This is a genomic window from Ahrensia sp. 13_GOM-1096m (assembly GCF_000620605.1).
Classification (GTDB): domain Bacteria; phylum Pseudomonadota; class Alphaproteobacteria; order Rhizobiales; family Rhizobiaceae; genus Ahrensia; species Ahrensia kielensis.
Map to the genome: position 1 here is coordinate 78767 of NZ_JIAX01000014.1, position 20110 is coordinate 98876.

22 protein-coding genes are annotated in these 20110 nt (G+C 49.2%); 15 read left to right on the plus strand and 7 right to left on the minus strand.

Translation table 11 applies throughout. The annotated features are described in order from the left end of the window. Positions 1-139: 139 nt before the first annotated feature. The 4 genes from N530_RS0112655 to N530_RS0112670 all read left to right on the plus strand — a co-directional run bounded on the left by N530_RS0112655 (position 140) and on the right by N530_RS0112670 (position 4116). Complete coding sequence (locus tag N530_RS0112655; RefSeq protein ID WP_162150960.1) at positions 140-712, plus strand: SLATT domain-containing protein; 573 nt, start codon at positions 140-142, stop codon at positions 710-712. After that, positions 705-2066, plus strand: coding sequence for a reverse transcriptase domain-containing protein (locus tag N530_RS0112660; RefSeq protein WP_026480986.1), 1362 nt, complete (start codon positions 705-707; stop codon positions 2064-2066). Before N530_RS0112655 ends, N530_RS0112660 begins: the two co-directional genes overlap by 8 nt. 659 nt (positions 2067-2725) lie before the next feature. Beyond that, positions 2726-3391, plus strand: a complete 666-nt coding sequence (locus N530_RS0112665; RefSeq protein WP_026480987.1) for a hypothetical protein — start codon at positions 2726-2728, stop codon at positions 3389-3391. Positions 3392-3576: 185 nt separating this feature from the next. Beyond that, entirely contained in the window at positions 3577-4116 is a 540-nt protein-coding gene (locus tag N530_RS0112670) for a BA14K family protein (protein ID WP_026480988.1), read from the plus strand. Between the two features lie 85 nt (positions 4117-4201). Here the strand turns inward: N530_RS0112670 and N530_RS0112675 are convergent, their stop codons facing one another. From N530_RS0112675 to N530_RS0112685, 3 genes are all read right to left on the minus strand, one after another. Further along, a complete protein-coding gene (locus N530_RS0112675) occupies positions 4202-4843 on the minus strand; it encodes an MBL fold metallo-hydrolase (protein ID WP_026480989.1) in 642 nt (213 codons plus the stop codon). Positions 4844-4954: 111 nt separating this feature from the next. Beyond that, complete coding sequence (locus N530_RS0112680) at positions 4955-5266, minus strand: hypothetical protein (RefSeq protein ID WP_026480990.1); 312 nt, start codon at positions 5264-5266, stop codon at positions 4955-4957. Positions 5267-5426: 160 nt separating this feature from the next. Then, positions 5427-6320 carry a branched-chain amino acid aminotransferase gene (locus N530_RS0112685; protein WP_026480991.1) on the minus strand — a complete coding sequence of 298 codons (894 nt, stop codon included), beginning with the start codon at positions 6318-6320 and terminating at the stop codon, positions 5427-5429. 112 nt (positions 6321-6432) lie between these two features. On the opposite strand from N530_RS0112685, the gene N530_RS0112690 reads away from it, so the two are divergent. The 3 genes from N530_RS0112690 to N530_RS0112700 are packed head-to-tail and all read left to right on the plus strand — an operon-like array spanning position 6433 to position 9109. After that, positions 6433-6906, plus strand: a complete 474-nt coding sequence (locus tag N530_RS0112690; RefSeq protein ID WP_018690050.1) for a MarR family winged helix-turn-helix transcriptional regulator — start codon at positions 6433-6435, stop codon at positions 6904-6906. A 26-nt stretch (positions 6907-6932) separates the two neighbouring features. Beyond that, on the plus strand, positions 6933-7646 hold the full coding sequence (locus N530_RS0112695; protein WP_035267123.1) for a response regulator: 714 nt from the start codon (positions 6933-6935) through the stop codon (positions 7644-7646). Positions 7647-7687: 41 nt separating this feature from the next. Next, positions 7688-9109 (plus strand): ATP-binding protein, encoded by a 1422-nt coding sequence (locus N530_RS0112700; RefSeq protein ID WP_018690052.1) that lies wholly within the window; start codon positions 7688-7690, stop codon positions 9107-9109. Positions 9110-9115: 6 nt separating this feature from the next. Here N530_RS0112700 and N530_RS0112705 read toward each other — a convergent pair whose 3' ends face one another. The 3 genes from N530_RS0112705 to N530_RS0112715 form a co-directional block, all read right to left on the minus strand. Beyond that, positions 9116-9457 carry a tRNA-binding protein gene (locus N530_RS0112705; protein ID WP_026480993.1) on the minus strand — a complete coding sequence of 114 codons (342 nt, stop codon included), beginning with the start codon at positions 9455-9457 and terminating at the stop codon, positions 9116-9118. Between the two features lie 11 nt (positions 9458-9468). Next, the gene (locus N530_RS0112710) at positions 9469-9969 is read right to left on the minus strand and encodes a YbjN domain-containing protein (RefSeq protein WP_026480994.1); all 501 of its coding nucleotides are present in this window, start codon (positions 9967-9969) and stop codon (positions 9469-9471) included. Between the two features lie 297 nt (positions 9970-10266). Further along, on the minus strand, positions 10267-10533 hold the full coding sequence (locus tag N530_RS0112715) for an accessory factor UbiK family protein (RefSeq protein ID WP_018690055.1): 267 nt from the start codon (positions 10531-10533) through the stop codon (positions 10267-10269). 134 nt (positions 10534-10667) lie between these two features. Here N530_RS0112715 and lgt point away from each other — a divergent pair, with 134 nt between their 5' ends. The 7 genes from lgt to pth all read left to right on the plus strand — a co-directional run bounded on the left by lgt (position 10668) and on the right by pth (position 16785). Beyond that, the gene (gene lgt / locus N530_RS0112720; RefSeq protein ID WP_026480995.1) at positions 10668-11525 is read left to right on the plus strand and encodes a prolipoprotein diacylglyceryl transferase; all 858 of its coding nucleotides are present in this window, start codon (positions 10668-10670) and stop codon (positions 11523-11525) included. Then, complete coding sequence (locus tag N530_RS0112725) at positions 11518-12627, plus strand: class I SAM-dependent methyltransferase (RefSeq protein WP_035267125.1); 1110 nt, start codon at positions 11518-11520, stop codon at positions 12625-12627. The genes lgt and N530_RS0112725 overlap by 8 nt, the downstream gene beginning before the upstream one ends. Before the next feature lie 25 nt (positions 12628-12652). Beyond that, positions 12653-13429: a peptidoglycan editing factor PgeF gene (gene pgeF / locus N530_RS0112730; RefSeq protein ID WP_026480997.1), complete on the plus strand. Its 777-nt coding sequence runs from the start codon at positions 12653-12655 to the stop codon at positions 13427-13429. A 120-nt stretch (positions 13430-13549) separates the two neighbouring features. Next, complete coding sequence (locus N530_RS0112735; protein ID WP_051540944.1) at positions 13550-14101, plus strand: hypothetical protein; 552 nt, start codon at positions 13550-13552, stop codon at positions 14099-14101. 141 nt (positions 14102-14242) lie between these two features. Then, positions 14243-15181: a ribose-phosphate pyrophosphokinase gene (locus tag N530_RS0112740; RefSeq protein WP_018690060.1), complete on the plus strand. Its 939-nt coding sequence runs from the start codon at positions 14243-14245 to the stop codon at positions 15179-15181. A gap of 183 nt (positions 15182-15364) precedes the next feature. Further along, positions 15365-16015, plus strand: a complete 651-nt coding sequence (locus N530_RS0112745) for a 50S ribosomal protein L25/general stress protein Ctc (RefSeq protein WP_026480999.1) — start codon at positions 15365-15367, stop codon at positions 16013-16015. A gap of 50 nt (positions 16016-16065) precedes the next feature. After that, positions 16066-16785 (plus strand): aminoacyl-tRNA hydrolase, encoded by a 720-nt coding sequence (pth, locus tag N530_RS0112750; RefSeq protein ID WP_026481000.1) that lies wholly within the window; start codon positions 16066-16068, stop codon positions 16783-16785. Between the two features lie 77 nt (positions 16786-16862). Here the strand turns inward: pth and N530_RS18700 are convergent, their stop codons facing one another. Then, the gene (locus N530_RS18700; RefSeq protein WP_155851992.1) at positions 16863-18737 is read right to left on the minus strand and encodes an OmpA family protein; all 1875 of its coding nucleotides are present in this window, start codon (positions 18735-18737) and stop codon (positions 16863-16865) included. A 262-nt stretch (positions 18738-18999) separates the two neighbouring features. Between N530_RS18700 and ychF the strand changes: the two genes are divergently transcribed. Beyond that, a complete protein-coding gene (gene ychF, locus N530_RS0112760; protein ID WP_026481001.1) occupies positions 19000-20103 on the plus strand; it encodes a redox-regulated ATPase YchF in 1104 nt (367 codons plus the stop codon). Positions 20104-20110: the final 7 nt, after the last annotated feature.

The following is a 20110-nucleotide window of genomic DNA, read 5'->3' on the forward strand; positions in this document are numbered from 1 at the left end:
TTCGTTTGGACGGAGCGGTACTCCGCTAGCTGCGAAATCGGCTCATATTAGTAAAACGGGTAATCCTGAGGTTTGACTTATCTTCTTCGGAGGAAATAATGCTATTGAAATTTTACGTCCAAATTTGTGAATGATAGTAATGGAAAATGAAATAATAAGGTTGCAAACACGTATTTGGTGGACATCTAAAACTAGAATGCAGTCGGAAAAGCGCTTGCGTACGTACGAAATGCTTTCTCATGTTGGGATTGCACTGCTTTCAGTTCTTTTAATTGGCTTTACAATTTATTCAGGTCCTAACAATCCAAATATAAATGCACACTTGATTACATTATCAGTATTTATCACCGTACTCTCGGTGCTAATTTTCGGTTTTAAATTTGGTGAACAAGCAACGTTACATAGAGAATGCTACCTAAAGCTTGATGAGCTGCGAGATTCAGAACTGAAATATGACGAGATGAAAAAATCTTATCATAAAATATTAGCTTCATATCCTAATCACGCTTCATGCGATCATTCTAGGATAATAATAAACGAAACACTTTTTGGCCACGGAAAATTGCAAGATTCGAACGGTAATGAAGTAAAATGGACATTACTTTCAGCACTCAGCTGGTTTTTTTCATATACGCTACCTTGGGTTTTGATTACTTTCGTATTAGCATTTTCGCTTTTTAGCCCAACATTAATGCACTATATCATTGATTGATCAGCAAACCCCAAAGCAAATATTTGACAGCCATCTTTCTAAAGGATTTCTGATCCAAACATTTGAAAATTATATTGACAGCTCGGCAAAAGCAGGAGCCGACGGACAATCAACAAAAGCATTTAACGCTAATTTAGATAATGAACTCACGACTATAATAAGAAAGATAAGGCTGGGCACCTACGAGTTTACCTCATATCGCGAGAAACTGATTTCCAAAGGCTTAGGCAAAAACCCGCGCCAAATTTCAGTACCAACGGTGCGTGATAAACTTGTGCTAAAATTTCTCTCAATTGTGTTGTCACAAATTTATCCCAAACACAGTGCACTTCCCCCGCAATCGCTAATTAAAAATGTTAATACCACTGCTTCTCTCGCAAACGCGAATGACGTCTTTGTAAGATTAGACATAAAAGAATTCTATCCATCCATAGACCATAAAATTTTAATCCAGACGCTTCGTGGTAAAACTCATGCGAAAGCAGCAATAAATCTCATTTTAAAAGCACTAGAAACTCCAACAGGAGTTTCTAGGAAACATGGGGCTCTAAATAATAAAGGAATCCCACAAGGCCTAAGTATTGCCAACGTTCTTTCATCTTTGTATCTGGAACAGGTAGATGCAGACTTTGGCGCAGAGAAGGAATATAGTTACAATCGGTTTGTAGATGATATTTTGATAATCTGCAAAGCTAGCGACGCTGACCAAATTGTCACCAGAATTACTAAACACCTAGAAACAGCACGAAAATTAACCGTCCATGAAATTGGGACAAGTGGGAAGAGTGAAATTGTTCCTATTGCCAAAGGCATTGACTACTTAGGCTATAATTTCAAAAAGAATAAAGTAAGCGTCAGAGAATCGTCATTTAAAAAAATGTTTAATACATTAGTCGCGGCGTTCACTAGAATAAAGTACCGAAAAGGCGATCTCACACGTCCCATATGGTCGCTAAATCTAAAGATAACTGGTTGTATATATAATGGACGTCGAGTGGGTTGGTTATTTTATTTTTTACAAATGGACAACTGGCAGCAGCTCAATCAACTAGATGCGTTTGTGGCTCGTCAAACAGAACTAGCTACTGGAATTAAAAACGACAAAAGAATAAAAAGTTTTAAGAAGGCTTATCGAGAGATTAGGTTCAACACATTGGAATCAAATTACTTTCCAAATTTTGACAATTTCACAGCAGAGCAGATGAAGGCCGAACTCGCCATCCTCAAGCCTGATCGTTTCAGCGACGAATACTTGGAGGCTTTATCGGAAGATGATCTTAAAAAGCAATTCGATAAAGCTATTTCTTGGGAAATACGGAATTTAGAAAAGGACATGTTCGAAGCATTCTCATAACCAATCTCATCATATTTTTCTCAGCTTTGCTTTGCCACTCTGAAAAAGCTTAGTCACCTAAAACAAAACCTATCCAACCCACTCCACATCACTCGCGTTCTTGTGAGAAGACCGAGATCAGTTGACCGTCATTCGGCAGCAGCGCCCCTCTCCGTCATTCTAGGCTTTAAGTCTAGAATCCATTCCGTGATGCTGGCCACAGATACAGTTCTCTTAGAATAAACACTTAAGCGAAGTTCACGGAATGGATCATTCCACGGCGCTTCGCTTGTTCTAGGTCAAGCCCGAGCATGACGGTGCGTGTGGTGGATGTCGGCGCCTCTATCTCTCCCCTCGTGGGAGAGAAAGGGTTTTCCTTGGCTTGCGAAGCGCAGCGAGCAAGTCATTGGAAAACACAAGAGAGGGGGCTGCGGTGTGAGGCGTAGATTGCAACCTTAGTAATTGGATACATTACCCCCTCACTTGTAAAAACATAAGACTTAGCAAGAGCTAAGACTTTGTTTTTACTTTCTCTCCCGCGAGGGGAGAGATAATAAACGCCCTCACCCGACCTCGCTTCGCTCGCCCACCCTCTCCCGCAGGCGGGAGAGGGAAACAAATAAACTTATCCACCCCCACAGGCCCTGCCCGCATAATCGGCGCGAAGAAACGAGGGCGATATGGACTGGCAAGGGGCGATCAATGTAAACCGTGAAGCGTTGCAGCGCATACTCGCCGTGTTGTTCACCATGGCGGGGCTGGCAACCGCCCCATTGCCGCGCGGCGTGCGCCTGCCCCTGCTGCGCGTGTTGCGCCCTGCTGAATCTGCGGTGCGGCGGCTGATCGTGATTGCTGCGCGCGGTATCAACGTCAAACTGCAAAACCGCCCTGCGCCAGACTTTTCCAAATTGCCGCGTAAGACAGATCACGTGCCGAGTTTTGAGCTGTTTGATCGCCGCAAGCGCTTTGCTGAAAAGCGCGCAGCGCTTCTGCCCCATAAGGGCGTCCCGCGCCTTACCATCTGGAATGCGCCAAAACCCATTGCGGCGCCCACAGCACGCGGCGACCATGAAGCGCGGGTGATGCTTCGCCTCAAAGCGTTGCAAAATGCGCTGAATGATTTGCCCAAACAGGCACAGCGCTTGGCGCGTCATCAAGCACGCCGCGCAACGCTGCCTGCTGGTCCCAAATGCGTCGGGCCGCTGCGGCCTGGTTATCCACCCGCACACAAAAAGCGTTCCGACCATGCGGTCGATTTTATTTTGCGAGAGTGTCACGCATTGGCCATGCAGGCGCGTACCCTCCCTCCCACTTTCAAAGGGGGAGGGATAGAGGGTGGGGGTTGACCAAACAACATGTTTCGCCCCCACCCGATCAGCATCGCTGCGCTTGCTTCTCGCGCCTCCCCCGCAAGCGGGAGGAGGCAAAAAGCATGCCTTATACCCGCCACAATTCGTTCAGCTTCAGTTCAGACTAGAATTAGTAATGTGCAATCATCAAAGAGGCACACTAAGCCCTCTCATGGAGAATTATGATGAAAGCTGTAAAAACATCCCTCGCCGCACTTGCGGTTGCTTCAACGACCCTCGTGCCAATGGCCACATCCGCGCAAGCCGGAGAACGCGGTTTTGCCCGCTATCCTGACCAGCACTACCAGCGTTGCCATCCGCGTGATCGCTATTGCCGCGATGATTTCCGAGGTCATGACCGTCATCGTCCTGATAAAAAGATCGTCAAACGCCGCGACAATAACGCAAATATTGCAGCAGGCGTGATTCTGGGTGTCGTTGGCGGTGTGCTTTTGAACGAAGTGGTGCGTAGCAACCAGCAGCCGACCTATGTGCGTCCGCAGCCGCAATATCGTGCGCCGACCTATAACAGCAATGTCTATCCGCCAGCACCGCGTCGGTCTCAGCCGCGTGTTGTTCAATATGAAGGCGGCTATGCTTCATTGGAGCCGTGGACAGCAGGTTGGTATGAATATTGCGACGATCGCTACCGTTCGTTCAATGCCAAAACCGGCACCTATCGCGGCTATGATGGCAAAGACCATTTCTGCGTCGCAAGATAAGCCAATAAAAGAACAAACTAATCCAACGCGTGCGTGTGGGTGCTAGGGTGGACCCGGGACGCGAGTCTCGGGTCTTTTTTTGCGCTTATTTTAGGAAAGGATTATTGCGCCGCTCTTCGCCGATTTTGCCGCCCGGTCCGTGGCCGCAAATAAAGCCAACATCATCGCCAAGCGGCAGGACTTTGGTTTTAATCGAGTTGATCAGCGCTTCGTGATTGCCGCCCGGCAAATCGGTTCGCCCAATAGAGCCGGCAAACAAAACATCGCCCACATGGGCAAAGGCCGCCGCTTCATTGTAGAAAATCACATGGCCCGGCGCGTGTCCGGGGCAATGATAAACGGCAAATTCATGGGCACCGAAGGCAAGCGTGTCGCCTTCTTCCAGCCAGCGATCCGGCACCGCATTGCGCACCGTGGCAACGCCAAACATTTGGGCTTGTTGTTCCAGCGCTTCTAAGAGCGGCAAGTCATCCTTATGCGGTCCGATAATGTCGACGCCGAGCGCGTCTTTCAAATCCATCGCCCCGCCCGCATGATCGATATGGCCGTGGGTCAACCAAATCGCTTCGATTTCAAGACCTTGCTCTTTGATCGCACTTTGAATTTTCTCGACATCGCCGCCCGGATCAATCACCACGCCGCGCTTGGTTTCGCTATCGAACAAAATCGTGCAATTTTGCTGGAAGGAAGTCACCGGCACGATAATGCCCTGCAATTGGCCGCTCATATTTTGCTCCTAATTTTCTATTCTTATGCAACAGCTTCCAGCACCGCGTAAACTGCGGGCAATAAAAAAGGCAGCCCGAAAGCTGCCTTTGTATTCATTTCTGCAAGCAGATTATTTTTTGCCGAGGAACTGGCCAACAAGTGCAGTTAGCACACCGCCGCCAACAGCGCCGCCGCCAACATTACCGAGCAAAGCACCAATATCCATGCCGCCCATCATACCGCCCATTGCGTCGCCGCCAGCAGCACCCGTTGCGCTACCAAGAATTGCGCCCAAAGCAGAACCACCAGCAATACCGCCAAGGCCGCCAGCAAGCAGCTTAGGCAACACGCTCATAGCAACGTTTTTAAGCAAGCCACCAGCAACGCCGCCGCCGACCATGCCAGATATAGCTTGGATAATAATTGGAATTAAAGCTTCCATAGTCTTGTCCCATCAATAATTTTTGCCGTGGCTGAGTAAAACCGCCACATAAAACATCACAAGCGCGCCGTTAACGAATTGTCAACGGAAAACGCAATTTAGGACAAGCTGCCCACAGTAGAGTTTGGCTCTCTTTCAACTGTGGGCAAGTATTTTGACTTTATTCAGCAGCCTTTACAGCAGCTGGATTTACCAAAGCAGTAAAGTCGTTCATCAATGTTTCAGTCATTGAGCCAGGAACAAAGCGATCAGCGCCAATCTCAGAAACTGGCGTAATTTCCGCCGCAGTACCAGTCAAGAAACACTGCTCAAAGCTTGAAAGCTCATCAGGCATGATCGTGCGCTCGATAACATTAATGCCGCGATCTTTCGCCAATCCGATAACCGTACGACGTGTAATACCATCAAGGAAGCAGTCTGGCGTTGGCGTATGGATTTCGCCATCTTTGATGAAGAAAATATTCGCGCCAGTGGCCTCTGCAACATGTCCGCGCCAATCAAGCATCATCGCATCGGCATAGCCTTTGGCTTCGGCTGCATGTTTAGAGATTGTGCAGATCATATAAACGCCCGCAGCCTTAGACTTACAAGGCGCGGTTGCTGGATCTGGACGACGATATTCTGCAACATCAAGGCGAACACCTTTGAGTTTTTCTGCAGGCGAGAAATAGCTTGGCCATTCCCAAATCGCGATTGCAAGATTGATTTTATTCGACTGAGCCGAAATGCCCATCATCTCAGAACCACGCCACGCGACCGGACGCACATACGCATCTTTCAAGCCTTGCTTATTCAGCAAGCCAACACATGCATCATCAATTTCCTGAACGGAATAAGGGATTTTAAATCCGAGAATTTCAGCTGAATTATGCAAGCGCTCATTATGCTCGGTCATTTTGAAAATATTGCCGCCATAAGCGCGTTCACCTTCAAAAACAGAGCTCGCATAATGCAAACCGTGTGTGAGGACATGAACTTTAGCATCTGCCCATTTGACATATTCACCGTTCATCCAGATGTGGCCGTCTAACTTATCGAATGGAACACTTGCCATTTGTCTTTTCCCGTCATTATTTGTGAGTCATTGGAAATGACGGTTACACCGCGCCGAAATTATGTCAATATGGCTGACATAATTTAAATTCTAAAAACAGTGTACAGTCATTATGCCGACGATTTTCGATAAAGATGCCAGAGATCCTTCAAAAATCAACACGATAATTGAACTCTTGTTCTTTGCTTATCGCGATTTTATCGCAGACCCCGATGAGATTTTAAGTGCACTGGGTTTTGGACGTGCACATCACCGTGTGCTACATTTCGTAGACCGCAAGCAAGGGCTAACCGTTGCTGAACTGCTTGATCTTTTAGGCATTACAAAGCAAAGCTTAGCGCGAGTTCTCAAACAATTAGTCGACGGCGGTTATATCGAACAACGCGAAGGGCCAAGCGACCGCAGGCAGCGCGAACTATACTTAACCGATATGGGCGCATTATTGATTGAGGATCTCAGAAGGCCACAGTCTCGCCGCATATGCGAAGCATTGGCAAGTTCGGGCCACGGGGAGGACGATGCGATCAGGTTCCTATCTTCAATGATTGGACCCAATGCAAAGCATCAAATAGAAACACTGGAATAGGGCTATTCCAAGCGAAAGGTTATCTGATGGCAGAACCAATAACGACCAGTCCACTTGACGATGAAGCCCACCATATTCTTATCGTTGATGATGATACGCGTATTCGCGAGCTGCTAACGGAGTTTTTGTCACGCAATAATTATCGAGTGACAGCGGCAGAAAGTGCTGCCGATGCGCGCCGCAAAATGATTGGCCTAGAATTCGACCTGCTGATTTTAGACGTTATGATGCCAGGCGAAGACGGCGTGACATTTGCACGTGCCATGCGCGAAGAACTTCGCGATGTGCCCATTTTGATGCTCACCGCTCGCTCTGAAACAGAACAGCGCATTGAAGGCCTTGCCGCTGGCGCTGATGATTACCTGCCAAAACCATTTGATCCACGCGAGCTTTTGCTGCGCGTATCCAACATTGTCCGGCGCACCGCTGCAACTGAATTGCCTGCGATTGAACAGGTGGTTTTTGGCCCCTATTCTTTCTTTATCAGCAAGCGAGAGCTGAAGAAAAATGGCGAACCGGTTAAACTGACAGACCGCGAGCGCAATATTATGGTTCGGTTTGCAAATACGCCCGGTGACACGATACCGCGCCATGAACTTGTTGAAGATGCCACTGAAATCGGCGAACGTACAATTGATGTACAGATCAACCGCCTGCGCCGAAAAGTTGAAGATGATCCGGCCAACCCGCGCTATCTTCAAACTGTGCGCGGAATAGGCTACCGTCTTTGCATTGAGTAAAGACTGAGAACCTCTGATCAAAACTGGAACACTGCGGCGCAATGACTGATACCACGACACCTCCTGCTGCGCCGCACCACCAGCGCCCGTTTTCGGTGCGTATCAAGCGCATAGCGCGCTATAGCTTGATACGTCTGCGCCAATGGTCCTCAAGGCTCACTCTATCACTGCCACGCGGACTATATGCCCGCTCGTTGATTATCATCATTGCGCCCATGGTGCTGCTGCAGTCCGTGGTAGCTTTCGTGTTTATGGAAAGACACTGGCAAACAGTGACGCAGCGCCTTTCCACCGCTGTTACCCGTGACATCGCGGCGATCATAGAAATTGTAGATACCTATCCGGACGATGAAAACTATCTCAATGTCATAACGCTGGCCCGTGAGAAGCTCGCTCTTAACATCGCCATCCTACCGCCTGATCCTTTGCCCGGTCCGGCACCAAAACCGTTCTTCTCCATTCTTGATAGTATTTTAAGCCAAGAAATCACCAACCAGATCGGCAAGCCTTTCTGGATTGATACGGTGGGCAATTCAAATCTTGTTGAAATTCGTATTCAGCTCGAAGACAAAGTGCTGCGCGTATTTGCCAAGCGAAGCCAAGCTTATGCTTCCAACACCCATATTTTCCTATTGTGGATGGTGGCGACATCGCTGGTACTGCTGTTCATCGCGATCTTGTTCTTGCGCAATCAGATACGGCCTATTCAACGGCTTGCCGATGCAGCCGACGATTTTGGTAAGGGTCGCCCGCTACCAGCAGATTTTCGACCGCGCGGCGCCATTGAGGTTCGCAGGGCCGGTCTGGCCTTTATCAAAATGCGTGAACGCATTGAAAAGCAGATCGAACAACGCACCGAGATGCTTGCCGGTGTGAGCCATGATTTACGCACCATCCTCACCCGCTTCAAACTGCAATTGGCATTGCAGGAACCATCAAAAGAGATTGATGCGCTGGAGAAGGATATCGCCGACATGCAGTCAATGCTGGAAGGCTATATGGATTTTGCCAAAAGCGAAGTTGAAGAAGAAACAGGCGAAGTCGATTTAGCAGCCCTGATTGCAGCATTCGAAGATGAGGCAAAAATTCGTAAACACCGGATGAAAACGAATATTGTAGGCCGCAAGGATATTGTGGTGCGTCCCGTTGCCTTTCAAAGGCTTCTGGAAAACCTCATCTCCAATTCTTTTCGCTATGCGAGCCGCACAGAAATTGTTGCCCGCAATGCAAAGGGCCGCCTGACGCTTTTTATTGACGATAATGGCCCCGGCATTCCTGAAGACAAGCGCGAAGAAGTGTTTAAACCGTTCTATCGTCTTGATGAGGCACGCAACCTAGATGAATCCGGCACGGGACTTGGTCTTGCCATTGCACGCGATATTGCGCGCAAGCATGGCGGTAACATCACTTTGGATGACAGCACGCTTGGCGGGCTTCAAGTGATTGTCGATATTCCTGTCTGATTGCGTTTAAATAAGACGTTTGCCGTTGGGCACTTGTTTGTCTGTAGCCGCCAACACAATTGCGCCCTGCTCGTCTTCAAAACCCAAAGTGAGCACTTCTGACATGAGCGGGCCGATCTGGCGCGGCGGAAAATTGACAACCGCCATAACTTGGCGGCCAATAAGCTCTTCTGGTTTGTAATGAACCGTAATTTGCGCAGATGATTTCTTCACACCAATTTCATCGCCAAAATCAATACGCATTTTGATCGCTGGCTTACGCGCTTCTGGAAACGGTTCAGCTTCGATGATCGTCCCAGTGCGGATATCCACCTTCATATAGTCATCAAATGAAATTGGGTCGCTCATCGTCATCAACCTTACGCTTCGCCCTGTGTTTCAAACATAGCATGATTAAGTGCATCACGCGCAGAGGCACCAGACCAAACAACCGTCTGGAAGGCTTGGAAGTAGCTCTCGCAGCTTTCAAGCGCACTTGTCAGCATAACTTCGATTTGGCCCTGCGTAGGTTCAGCACCGCCAGCCAGCAAAAGAGAATGGCGGAACATGATCGCGCCCTCTTTTTCCCAAAAGTCAAAGTGCCCCATCAACAATTGCTCATTGATCAAGGAAAGTAATTTAAGCAGCTCCGTCATACGGGCCTTGCTGACCGTGATATCGAACGCGCAAGCAAAGTGCAGCGATTCATAATCAGGCATCCACGCATAGGAAACATGATAGTTGGTCCAATGTCCCGCAACGGCAATAGCAATCTCATCATCACCGGTGCGCTCGAAGTTCCACTCCCGTGCATAAGCGATGTGTTCAATCACATCCACGGGGTGGGCTATACGTTCAACTTCGAAATCCAAAAGGCTCATTTGGTCCTGCATCCATCAAGGTTCTATCGACCGATGAAGCATAAGCGGTTTTTAAATCACCGCCGTGAGGCTCATCGCGAATCAATCAATAGATTCAGCATATTGATAGGACTCGCAGTTAAAACCCCATCGGAGTCGTCACAGGCAAATGAGCTGTGGATGGAACTGCTTTGCTGGGGCCTAAATGGCACCTAAGGGATTCAACGCGCTGCGTTTTTTAAAAAGAATCCACAGGGCAAAAAAAATCAAAGAAAAGTGTGAACTGCCGCCCTCTGACTCAGCGGCAGGTTTAAGCGTTCACTTTTTGGACTCAAGCTTTGCGATCCGCTCTTCCAAATCAGTGATTTTTGCTTCCAGCGCATCGTTCACATCACGCGCCTTCACAGCCATTTCTTTGACCGCATCGAACTCTTCGCGCTGAACAAGATCCATCGAAGCAAGAAAGCGATCAGCTTGTGCTTGAAACACAGTTTCCGCTTCACGCTTCATGCCTTGTGCGGCACCAGCAGCATCCGTCATCAATCGAGCGAAATCGTCAAAAATTTTATTCGGACCAGATGTCATAGCTTTGTTTCCTTTTGTTCTAAACTATCTATGGTCGCGGCAAAAAGTTTGCAAGACAAAGCATACCGCCATAATGACGCGTCATAGATGTTTTACTGAGCCACCTTCTTTGAACTTAAAAAATGAGTGCCCTGATGTTCCCTATCGTGCTGCCACAGCTCGCACTGACCTTTCCCAATCTTGATCCTATTCTTTTTCAGATCGGACCGATTGCAATTCGTTGGTACTCCTTAAGCTATATCGTCGGCATCGTTTTAGGCTGGCTCTATGCCAAGTCGATCGTGCGCAATAACCGACTATGGGGCAGGCAATCCCCGATCACCGACGTCGATATGGACGATTTCATGCTTTGGGCAACCATCGGCACCGTGCTCGGCGGCCGCTTCGGCTATGTGTTCTTCTATGACTTTGCTGGCTTTATGGCGGACCCAGTGTCGATCTTTCAGATCTGGCAGGGCGGCATGTCGTTCCACGGCGGCTTCCTTGGTGTCACAATCGCCATGATATTGTTTGCCCGTGCACGCAAAACTCCGGTCTGGAGCCTGTTTGATGTTATCGCCACCGTTGTGCCAATTGGCCTTGGCCTTGGCCGCGTAGCCAACTTCATCAATGGCGAATTGTGGGGCCGTGTATCGGATGCGCCTTGGGCAATGGCATTTCCAACCGGCGGCCCGCAGCCTCGCCACCCGAGCCAGCTTTATGAAGCAGCGCTCGAAGGCGCGCTTCTCCTCGCCGTGCTGTTTATTGCTGTCTATGGCTTCAAAGCGCTGCACCGCCCGCGCCTCGCAACCGGCATCTTTGTTGGTGGCTACGGCATTGCACGCACAATCGTCGAGTTCTTCAGAGAACCCGATGCGCATTTGGGCTATCTGTTCGGCGATTGGTTCACAATGGGCATGCTGCTGTCAATGCCAATGGTTCTGATCGGTCTCGCATTGATCTTATCGGCGCGAAAAGTCGAATATCTAGCCCCTGAAACTGACCATGCTTAAACAAAAGCTTCTCAAGCGTATTCGCACATCAGGTCCGCTCAGCGTGGCGGACTATATGGCCGAATGTTTGTTTCACCCTGAGCACGGTTATTACACGCGCAGGCAACCATTTGGCGCGGATGGCGATTTCATCACCGCACCAGATATAAGCCAGATGTTTGGCGAGCTAACTGCATTGTGGCTCGTTGAAACATGGAGCGCGATGGGCAAACCTGCCGATTTTTGCCTGTGTGAAATCGGCCCTGGCCGCGCAACTTGGATGCGCGATATCTTGCGCACAGCGCACAAAGCTGACCCTGATTTTGTTGCAGCAGCAAAAATCCACCTCATCGAAAAAAGCCCGCGGTTGATCGACGTGCAAAAGACAGCGCTTTCAGAGCACGAGGGCCAAATCAAATGGGTTTCCAAAATCGATGATTTACCAGCATTGCCAACGCTGCTCATTGCCAATGAATTATTTGATGCGCTGCCAACACGCCAATATGTAAAAACGACAAACAAGTGGGCCGAACGCGTTGTGTCGGAACAGAACGGCGAACTCATATTCACCATCGGCACCGGAACCATTGACGCCGATACTTTGCCGCTCAGTGCAAATGGCGCAGAAGAAAGCAGCATTTTTGAATATGCCCCTGCCCGCGAAGCCTTAGCGCAAGAGATTGCCAGCCATATAGCAGAGCATAAGGGCGCAGCGCTCTTCATCGATTATGGACATGTAAAATCTGGTCTGGGTGACACATTGCAGGCAGTGCGTGCGCACAAACAGGAAAATGTTTTTGCCAATCCAGGCGATGCTGACCTGACCAGCCATGTTGACTTTGAAACGCTCAACATTGCTGCCAAAACGGGCGGCAGCTCTATTTTCCCCATCATAACGCAGGCCGAGTTTCTGCTAGGCCTTGGCTTGATTGAACGGGCAGGATTACTCGGCATGGGAAAAGACCAAGCAACCCAGCAAGCGATAAATGATGCGGTTAACCGCTTGGCAGGCAATGGTGCCAACCAGATGGGCGATCTGTTTAAAGCAATGTGCATTACCTCAACGGGCCTTGTGCCACCTGCCCCTTTTGGCCAGCCCAACGCCACGAATGACATTCAATAATTAAGCCGCTTAGAAGGATATTTTGATGACACTCCCATCCGTAAAATCAAAGCCATTGGAAGCACTAAGCACAAGCGGCATCCGCCACGGCTTCTACACCCGTCAAGGAGGGCTTTCCTCGGGCATCTATGATAGCTTGAACACTGGACTTGGCTCAAAAGATGATCCTGAGCTTGTAATGCAAAACCGTGAGCGCATTGCCGCAGATTTGGGCGTAGCAGCCACCCACTTGGCCGGATGCTACCAAGTCCATTCAGCCGATGTGATAAGCGTCAATGCGCCAATGGGTGCTGAGCGACCTGAGGCAGATGGCATGGCAACCAATCAACGCGGCATCGCATTGGGCGTATTGACCGCCGATTGCGGCCCGATCCTATTTGCCGATGAGAGCGCGCAAGTCATCGGTGCGTGTCACGCTGGCTGGAAAGGCGCACTGACAGGCGTTGCGGAAAACACAATTGAAGCAATGATTGCGCTCGGTGCAAAGCGCGGCAATATCTGCGCCGTACTTGGCCCATGCATCGGCCAAAACAACTATGAAGTTGGCCCAGAGTTCAAAACGCGTTTTGCCGATCAGGATGAAGCTTTCAACATCTATTTTTCCGCTTCAGCAAAGCCAGAACATTATATGTTCGACATGCAAACATTCATCCTCGACAGGCTAAAAGCGGCTGGCGTGAATGCAAGCAAAACCGGCGAATGCACTTACGACGATGAGGAACGCTTTTTCTCTTACAGACGAACGACACACAGAAATGAGCCTGATTACGGACGCCAGATGTCTGCAATTGCACTTATTTAAGGAAATAAATGTTCACTTCACCAATGAGAAAAATAACTCGGCCTTGATTTGAACGCCCCATAAGGTAAACCTAAGGCACCAGAACCTGCGCGGCTATGGGCATATCGGTATGGGGTCAAGATGACACACGCACAGACAATGATTGGGTTACGCGCCTTTACAGCTTTATTAGTTGCACTATCGCTGGCCGCTTGTACTTCAACAGATTCCAGCCTTGGTGTGGAAACAGCCACGCAAGTATCGACACCAAGTGTTGTCGTACCGACCGCAAATACGGGCGTGGAACTGGCAAGCAACCAACCAAATACGACTTTAGGGAATGTGTATTTTGCGCCGATTGTAGGCGCACCTGTTTCCAAGATAACGACATTCTCAAAACGTCTTTCAAGCGCAGCACCGCTCAATTCGATTAAACTACAGGGGTCGAACTCCAACACGGTTGATCATGAGATTCGCGGTTACTTTTCTGCCTTTTCTGAAAGCGGCCAGACGACCATCATCCATGTTTGGGATGTATTCACACCGCAAGGCCAGCGCGTGCACCGTATTCAAGGCCAAGAAAAGGTCGCGGGCACTGGCACAGAGCCTTGGTCTGTTGTTCCAGAAGCCACTATGCAACAAATTGCAGACAGTGTTTTGAAGCAATATACGAGCTGGCGCTCAACATCTTGATGCGCCAAAGACACGAATTGAAATGAATCACAATTATTTTGCTGATTCAGAAGTGATTTGCCGGCTTTGGGTTGCATCTTTTGGTGCGACCGCTAAAAGGCCTAAAACTACACACAATAGCGCTTAGCGAGGCGATCAGGCATGAAATTATTTGCTGGAAATTCCAACCGGCAGCTTGCCGAATCTGTAGCAAAATATTTGGGCGTAAGCGTCGGGCGTGCAAATGTACGCCGTTTCGCAGATGACGAAATTTTTGTGGAGATTCAGGAAAACGTCCGAGGCGAGGACATCTTCATCATTCAGTCCACATCACGTCCAGCAAATGACCATCTTATGGAATTGCTGATCTTGATTGATGCGTTCCGCCGTTCATCAGCCCGCCGCATAACAGCCGTGCTTCCTTATTTTGGCTATGCGCGCCAAGACCGCCGCGCCCAAGGCCGCACACCAATTTCAGCGAAACTGGTTGCCAACCTTATTACTGAGGCCGGTGCCGACCGTGTTTTAACGCTCGATCTACATGCCGGTCAGATTCAAGGCTTCTTTGATATCCCGACGGACAACCTTTATGCCGTGCCCGTTATGGCCCGCGACATCAAAGCCAAATATAAAAACCTAAACGATGTTATGATCGTTTCACCCGATGTGGGCGGCGTTGTACGCGCACGCTCACTGGCAAAACGCCTCGATGATACGCTTCTGGCAATTGTTGATAAACGCCGTGATCGCCCAGGCGAATCTGAGGTCATGAACGTCATCGGTGACGTATCTGGCAAAGATTGCTTTCTCATCGACGATATTATCGATTCAGGCGGCACTTTGTGTAACGCGGCTGAAGCTTTGCTAAAAGATGGTGCTAAAAGCGTGACTGCTTATATCACGCACGGTGTTCTTTCCGGTGCTGCTGTTGAGCGCATTACAAATTCAAAGCTCAAGGAATTGGTTATCACTGATTCCATTCAGCCATCCCCTGAAGTTGCTGCCGCAGATAAAATCAGAGTGATATCCATCACAGATTTGATCGGTGAAGCCATTGCCCGCACAGCGCATGAACAATCAGTTTCAAGCCTGTTCGACTAAAAGCAGCACATATTAGACCGTTTAAAGTGTTGAAACGCCAGCAAAGTCTTGCAAACGCAAGCTTTGTCGGTTATGAGCGCGCATCCGCGCAGACACCCTTGGAGGCAGCGCGGTGGATATCCTTGTGATATCGGTTAAGGCGAAGGTTTTAACCACTCCATATTGTCCTCGAAAGGAAACGCTATGAGCGACGCAGTCGTACTCAAAGCCGAGGCGCGCGACCGGGTTGGTAAGGGGTCCTCCCGGGCTATTCGCCGTCAAGGTAAAATTCCAGCCGTAATTTACGGTGATAACAAAGACCCAATTTCTATTGTTCTTCCTACGAAGGAAGTGACATTGATGCTTCATCAGGGCGGCTTTTTGACAAAGCTTCTTGATATTGAAGTTGACGGCAAAAAACACAAAGTGTTGCCGAAAGACTATCAGCTTGATCCTGTAAAAGACTTCATGATGCATGTTGATTTTCTACGCATCTCAAGCAAAACAATCGTGACTGTGAACATTCCAGTACACATCGAAGGCGAAGACGATTGCCCAGGCCTAACAGCTGGCGGCGTTCTGAACATTGTTCGTCACGAAGTGGAAGTGAACTGCCCGGCTTCATCAATTCCGGAATTCTTCACAATCGACATCAGCAAAGCTGTTATTGGCGACACACTCAACATCTCTGATGTTGTTCTGCCTGAAGGGGCAACGCCAACAATTACGGACCGTGATTTCACGATCGTAACAATTCAGGCTCCTGGTGGCGGCGCAGCTGAAGAAGAAACAGATGCACCTGAAGCAAGTGAAGTTCCTGCAACGGCTCAATCTGAAGAAGGTGGCGAGGCGTAATCCTCTCCCCTTATAGGCGACTGGCCACCTGAATTACAGGAGTGTGACTGATGCAAATTATTGCAGGTTTGGGAAATCCCGGCAGTCAACACGCAGGCCAACGCCACAATATCGGCTTTATGGCGGTGGACGAAATTGTCCGCCGCCATTCTTCTTTTTCGCCTTGGCAGAAAAAGTTCTCAGCCGAAATCTCCGAAGGCCGTATCGGCTCGGAAAAAATTCTCCTCATCAAACCGCAAACCTTTATGAATAAGTCTGGTCAGGCCATCGGCGAAGCCATGCGCTTCTACAAGCTGACAGAACAAGACATTACGGTTTTCTACGATGAGCTCGATTTAGCCGCTGCCAAAGTGCGCATCAAACGCGGCGGCGGTGCTGGTGGGCACAATGGCATTCGATCTATGGATCAGCATTGCGGCCAAAACTATCAGCGTGTGCGCCTTGGCATCGATCATCCTGGCCATAAGGACCGCGTGACTGGCCATGTACTTGGCGACTTTTCGAAAGCTGACCAGATATGGCTAGAGCCCCTGCTTGCAGCTATTGCGGATAATGTTGAGCTATTGGTCAAAGGCGACAATTCTGGTTTCATGAACAAGATCGCTCTGGCTGTTGGTGATGTTGCGCCAAACCAGCCCAAAAAAAAGACTGAAAAGCCGGCACCAAAGCCGCAGAGCCACATTCGCCAAGCGCGCAGCAGTGCACAAAAGCCCGATGCACCAACAACCGGCCCAATGGCCGACATGCTCAAAAAACTTCTCGGCAAATAATCTGAGGCATATCAAAGCTCAAACAAAAACCGGACGCATGATGCGCCCGGCTAAGTTTGTAAGTGGTTTTTCTGCGCTTATTTAGAAGCACCGAGCAACGGCGTGATGTTGCGAATTGCAACGCGGCGGTTGCGTGGCTCATCCCGTTGCGTGTTGATCTTCAGATGCGCTTCGCCATAGCCTTCAACAACAAAGTTTTCCGGTGGCAAGCCATAATTCATAGTCAAAATACGCGCGACCGTTTCTGCTCTGCGGTCAGACAATGCAAGGTTATAGACTTCGCCGCCAACGGCATCTGTATGCCCCTCAATCAAGAATACAGCCGATGGATTTTTATTGATGACATCTGCAATCGCAAGGGCCGCTTTTTCAAGCAAGATCACTTGGCTCTGGCGCACTGTGGCACTGCCCGTATCAAACTGGATATTATCCAGATCAACACTACGCATGGTATCACGCAAACGCTCCGATGAACGCACTTCACGCAATGTATAGGCCTGACGCACTTTCTCTACAGGCGGCGCAAAGAATGTCTCGCGTAAACGCGCCTGATTTGCATTCCGTGCATCGACGACATAAAGGCCGCGGTCAATCGTCAGATTAATCGGCGGAAGTTCGCGGTCATAGTCAACATAGTCGACACGGCCACGATCAAGGCTATCAATCAGAACAACAACACTGCCATCGCGGCGAACGCGCTCACGGCGTAAAATATCACCGTTTGGTGCGCGTGTTGTAATGATTTGAACGCCATTAGGACGTGTCATTGTTTCACGGCTCAAACCATTGTCGAGATCTTCGTAATAAACATCAACATCATCACGGCGCAGCAATGCGTTTTCATCCTTGCGCACGAAATATTCGCCGTTACGCTCAATGATCACACGGTCTCCTTGGTCTTCCACCAGCTTACCGCCAAGCATTGGCACAAGAACGCCAACCGCAACGCCTACCGCAGCAGCACCGAGCAACTCGTTACGGCGCTTACGGGCATCATCGCGGCGCTCTTTTTCAGCTTTATCAAGCGCTGCTCTTTCCTGCTCTGATACTTTTTCAGGCAGAACAGTTACCGGCGCGCCTTTTGTCTCTTCGATAATGACTTCAACTGGCTTTACGACAACTTCAGGCTCTTTGACCTCTATACTAATTTCTGCTTCATCCACGACTTCAACATCGGCAGGTTTCTTATCCGCAGGTTTTTCCTCAGCTGAAGCTTTAGCAGCTGGCTCAACTTGTGTTGGCTGCTCTGTAGCTTGATTATCTGCAGCAGGCTTTTCTGTATTTTCAGCGGCAGGCTTTTCTTCTGTCGCCTCTGCTTTTGGCGCAGGTTCTTTCATCGCGTCTTCTTTTGGCGCAGCTTCTTTTGCAGGCTCTGGAGCCGCCTCTTTGGCGGGCGCTTCTGCTGCAGGTTCAGCTTCCGGTTCCTGAGCAACGGGTGCTTCTGGCGCAGGCTCTGGAGCCGCCTCTTTCGCAGGTTCTTCAACCTTTGGTTCTGCTTCTGGTTCCTGAGCAACGGGTGCTTCGGCTTTTGGTTCCGGTGTTTGAATTTCTACTTCTGGCGCAGGCTCTTCTACGGGAGCTGTCTCTTGAACAGGCGCTTCTACCTTTGGTTCAGGCGCTGGTTCCGGCGCAGCTTCTGGCTCAGCAGCAGGTTCTGCAGGAGCCTCTGGCTCTGGTGCCTGTGCAGCTTTAGCGGCTTCAAAATCTGCTTGTGCTTGGTTTACACGCGCCTGAGCAGCGTCAACAGCCTGCTCGGCAGCCTCAACGCCCTCGCCTGATGCGTTGGCCGCTGCAAGTGCCGCACTTGCTTCACTGAGCGCTGCCAATGCATCATTTAAAACTTGAGCAGCTTCGGCCCCTTGAGCAACTTTAAAACTCATCTCAGAGCCGGAAGGTACGCTCATCGACGCCATAGCAGGCTGAAATGCAATCATAAGGGCCGTAGTGGCCATCAATGTTTTTCGTAAAATCATAATCCACACTTTCTATTAAGCCTGAAATCTCAAATATCTGATTTCATAGGCAGTGAGCGTGATCGGTCACGCGAGTCCCTTCGCGATTAAAACGTGTGGCAGCCAATTGAGTTCCCATTTGGGCAGATTAGAAAATGTTTATCCGCATTAAGCCGCACCCTTTAAGTGCATAAATCCTTGACGCGGCGGGGGTGTATCATGCAAAGCCTGCACAACTAATCTTATTAAAGGATGTCCGATCATGGGCTTTAAATGCGGCATCGTTGGATTGCCAAATGTTGGTAAATCCACACTCTTCAACGCACTGACAAAAACAGCAGCAGCGCAAGCGGCAAACTACCCCTTCTGTACGATTGAACCGAACACCGGTGAAGTCGCTGTACCAGACGCACGCTTGTTCGATATTGCAAAAATCGCATCATCAAAAGAGATCGTGCCAACACGCATCAACTTTGTTGATATTGCAGGTTTGGTGCGCGGCGCGTCAAAGGGTGAAGGCTTGGGCAACCAGTTCCTCGCCAACATTCGCGAAGTCGATGCGATCGTTCATGTGCTGCGCTGTTTTGAAGATGATGACATCACCCATGTCGAAGGTAAGATCGATCCGGTTTCTGATGCAGAAACCGTAGAAACAGAGCTTATGCTTTCAGACCTTGAAAGCCTTGAGCGCCGCATCACTCAAATGCGCAAACGCGCAACGGGCAATGACAAAGAAGCCAAATTGCTGCTTCCAATGATGGAAGATGCACTCAAGCTTTTGCAGGATTCAAAACCTGTACGCCTATTGCTCGATGGTATTTCTGCAGAAGATTTGAAAATTCTCAACACGCTAAACCTGCTAACGTCAAAACCTGTTCTGTATGTTTGCAATGTTGCCGAAGAACACACAGCCAATGGCAATGAGCACAGCGCTGCAGTCGATAAAATGGCAGCTGAACAAGGCGCGCGCAGCGTTTTAATTTCTGCAGCCATTGAAGCTGAAATTGCCCAGCTCGCTGATGAAGAAGCAAAAGAATATATGGATGCGATGGGACTTGAAGAGCCAGGCCTCGACCGTCTTATCCGTGAAGGCTACAAACTGCTTAGCTTGATTACATTCTTCACTGTCGGCCCAAAAGAAGCACGTGCGTGGACTGTAAAAGAAGGTTCTAAAGCACCGCAAGCAGCGGGCGAAATTCACACCGACTTTGAAAAAGGCTTTATCCGCGCACAAACCATCGCATATGATGATTATGTATCACTTGGCGGTGAGACTGCGGCCAAAGAAGCTGGTAAAGCACGCGATGAAGGCAAAGAATATGTCGTGCATGACGGCGATGTGATGCTGTTTAAGTTCAACGTTTAATAGTCGG

Bases quoted from the DNA above. Each gene is read 5' to 3' on its own strand.
- N530_RS0112655 (WP_162150960.1), top strand. From the start codon at position 140: ATGGAAAATGAAATAATAAGGTTGCAAACACGTATTTGGTGGACATCT.
- N530_RS0112665 (WP_026480987.1), top strand. From the start codon at position 2,726: ATGGACTGGCAAGGGGCGATCAATGTAAACCGTGAAGCGTTGCAGCGC.
- N530_RS0112670 (WP_026480988.1), top strand. From the start codon at position 3,577: ATGATGAAAGCTGTAAAAACATCCCTCGCCGCACTTGCGGTTGCTTCA.
- N530_RS0112675 (WP_026480989.1), bottom strand. From the start codon at position 4,843: ATGAGCGGCCAATTGCAGGGCATTATCGTGCCGGTGACTTCCTTCCAG.
- N530_RS0112680 (WP_026480990.1), bottom strand. From the start codon at position 5,266: ATGGAAGCTTTAATTCCAATTATTATCCAAGCTATATCTGGCATGGTC.
- N530_RS0112685 (WP_026480991.1), bottom strand. From the start codon at position 6,320: ATGGCAAGTGTTCCATTCGATAAGTTAGACGGCCACATCTGGATGAAC.
- N530_RS0112690 (WP_018690050.1), top strand. From the start codon at position 6,433: ATGCCGACGATTTTCGATAAAGATGCCAGAGATCCTTCAAAAATCAAC.
- N530_RS0112695 (WP_035267123.1), top strand. From the start codon at position 6,933: ATGGCAGAACCAATAACGACCAGTCCACTTGACGATGAAGCCCACCAT.
- N530_RS0112700 (WP_018690052.1), top strand. From the start codon at position 7,688: ATGACTGATACCACGACACCTCCTGCTGCGCCGCACCACCAGCGCCCG.
- N530_RS0112705 (WP_026480993.1), bottom strand. From the start codon at position 9,457: ATGAGCGACCCAATTTCATTTGATGACTATATGAAGGTGGATATCCGC.
- N530_RS0112710 (WP_026480994.1), bottom strand. From the start codon at position 9,969: ATGAGCCTTTTGGATTTCGAAGTTGAACGTATAGCCCACCCCGTGGAT.
- N530_RS0112715 (WP_018690055.1), bottom strand. From the start codon at position 10,533: ATGACATCTGGTCCGAATAAAATTTTTGACGATTTCGCTCGATTGATG.
- lgt (WP_026480995.1), top strand. From the start codon at position 10,668: ATGTTCCCTATCGTGCTGCCACAGCTCGCACTGACCTTTCCCAATCTT.
- N530_RS0112725 (WP_035267125.1), top strand. From the start codon at position 11,518: ATGCTTAAACAAAAGCTTCTCAAGCGTATTCGCACATCAGGTCCGCTC.
- pgeF (WP_026480997.1), top strand. From the start codon at position 12,653: ATGACACTCCCATCCGTAAAATCAAAGCCATTGGAAGCACTAAGCACA.
- N530_RS0112735 (WP_051540944.1), top strand. From the start codon at position 13,550: ATGACACACGCACAGACAATGATTGGGTTACGCGCCTTTACAGCTTTA.
- N530_RS0112740 (WP_018690060.1), top strand. From the start codon at position 14,243: ATGAAATTATTTGCTGGAAATTCCAACCGGCAGCTTGCCGAATCTGTA.
- N530_RS0112745 (WP_026480999.1), top strand. From the start codon at position 15,365: ATGAGCGACGCAGTCGTACTCAAAGCCGAGGCGCGCGACCGGGTTGGT.
- pth (WP_026481000.1), top strand. From the start codon at position 16,066: ATGCAAATTATTGCAGGTTTGGGAAATCCCGGCAGTCAACACGCAGGC.
- N530_RS18700 (WP_155851992.1), bottom strand. From the start codon at position 18,737: ATGGCCACTACGGCCCTTATGATTGCATTTCAGCCTGCTATGGCGTCG.
- ychF (WP_026481001.1), top strand. From the start codon at position 19,000: ATGGGCTTTAAATGCGGCATCGTTGGATTGCCAAATGTTGGTAAATCC.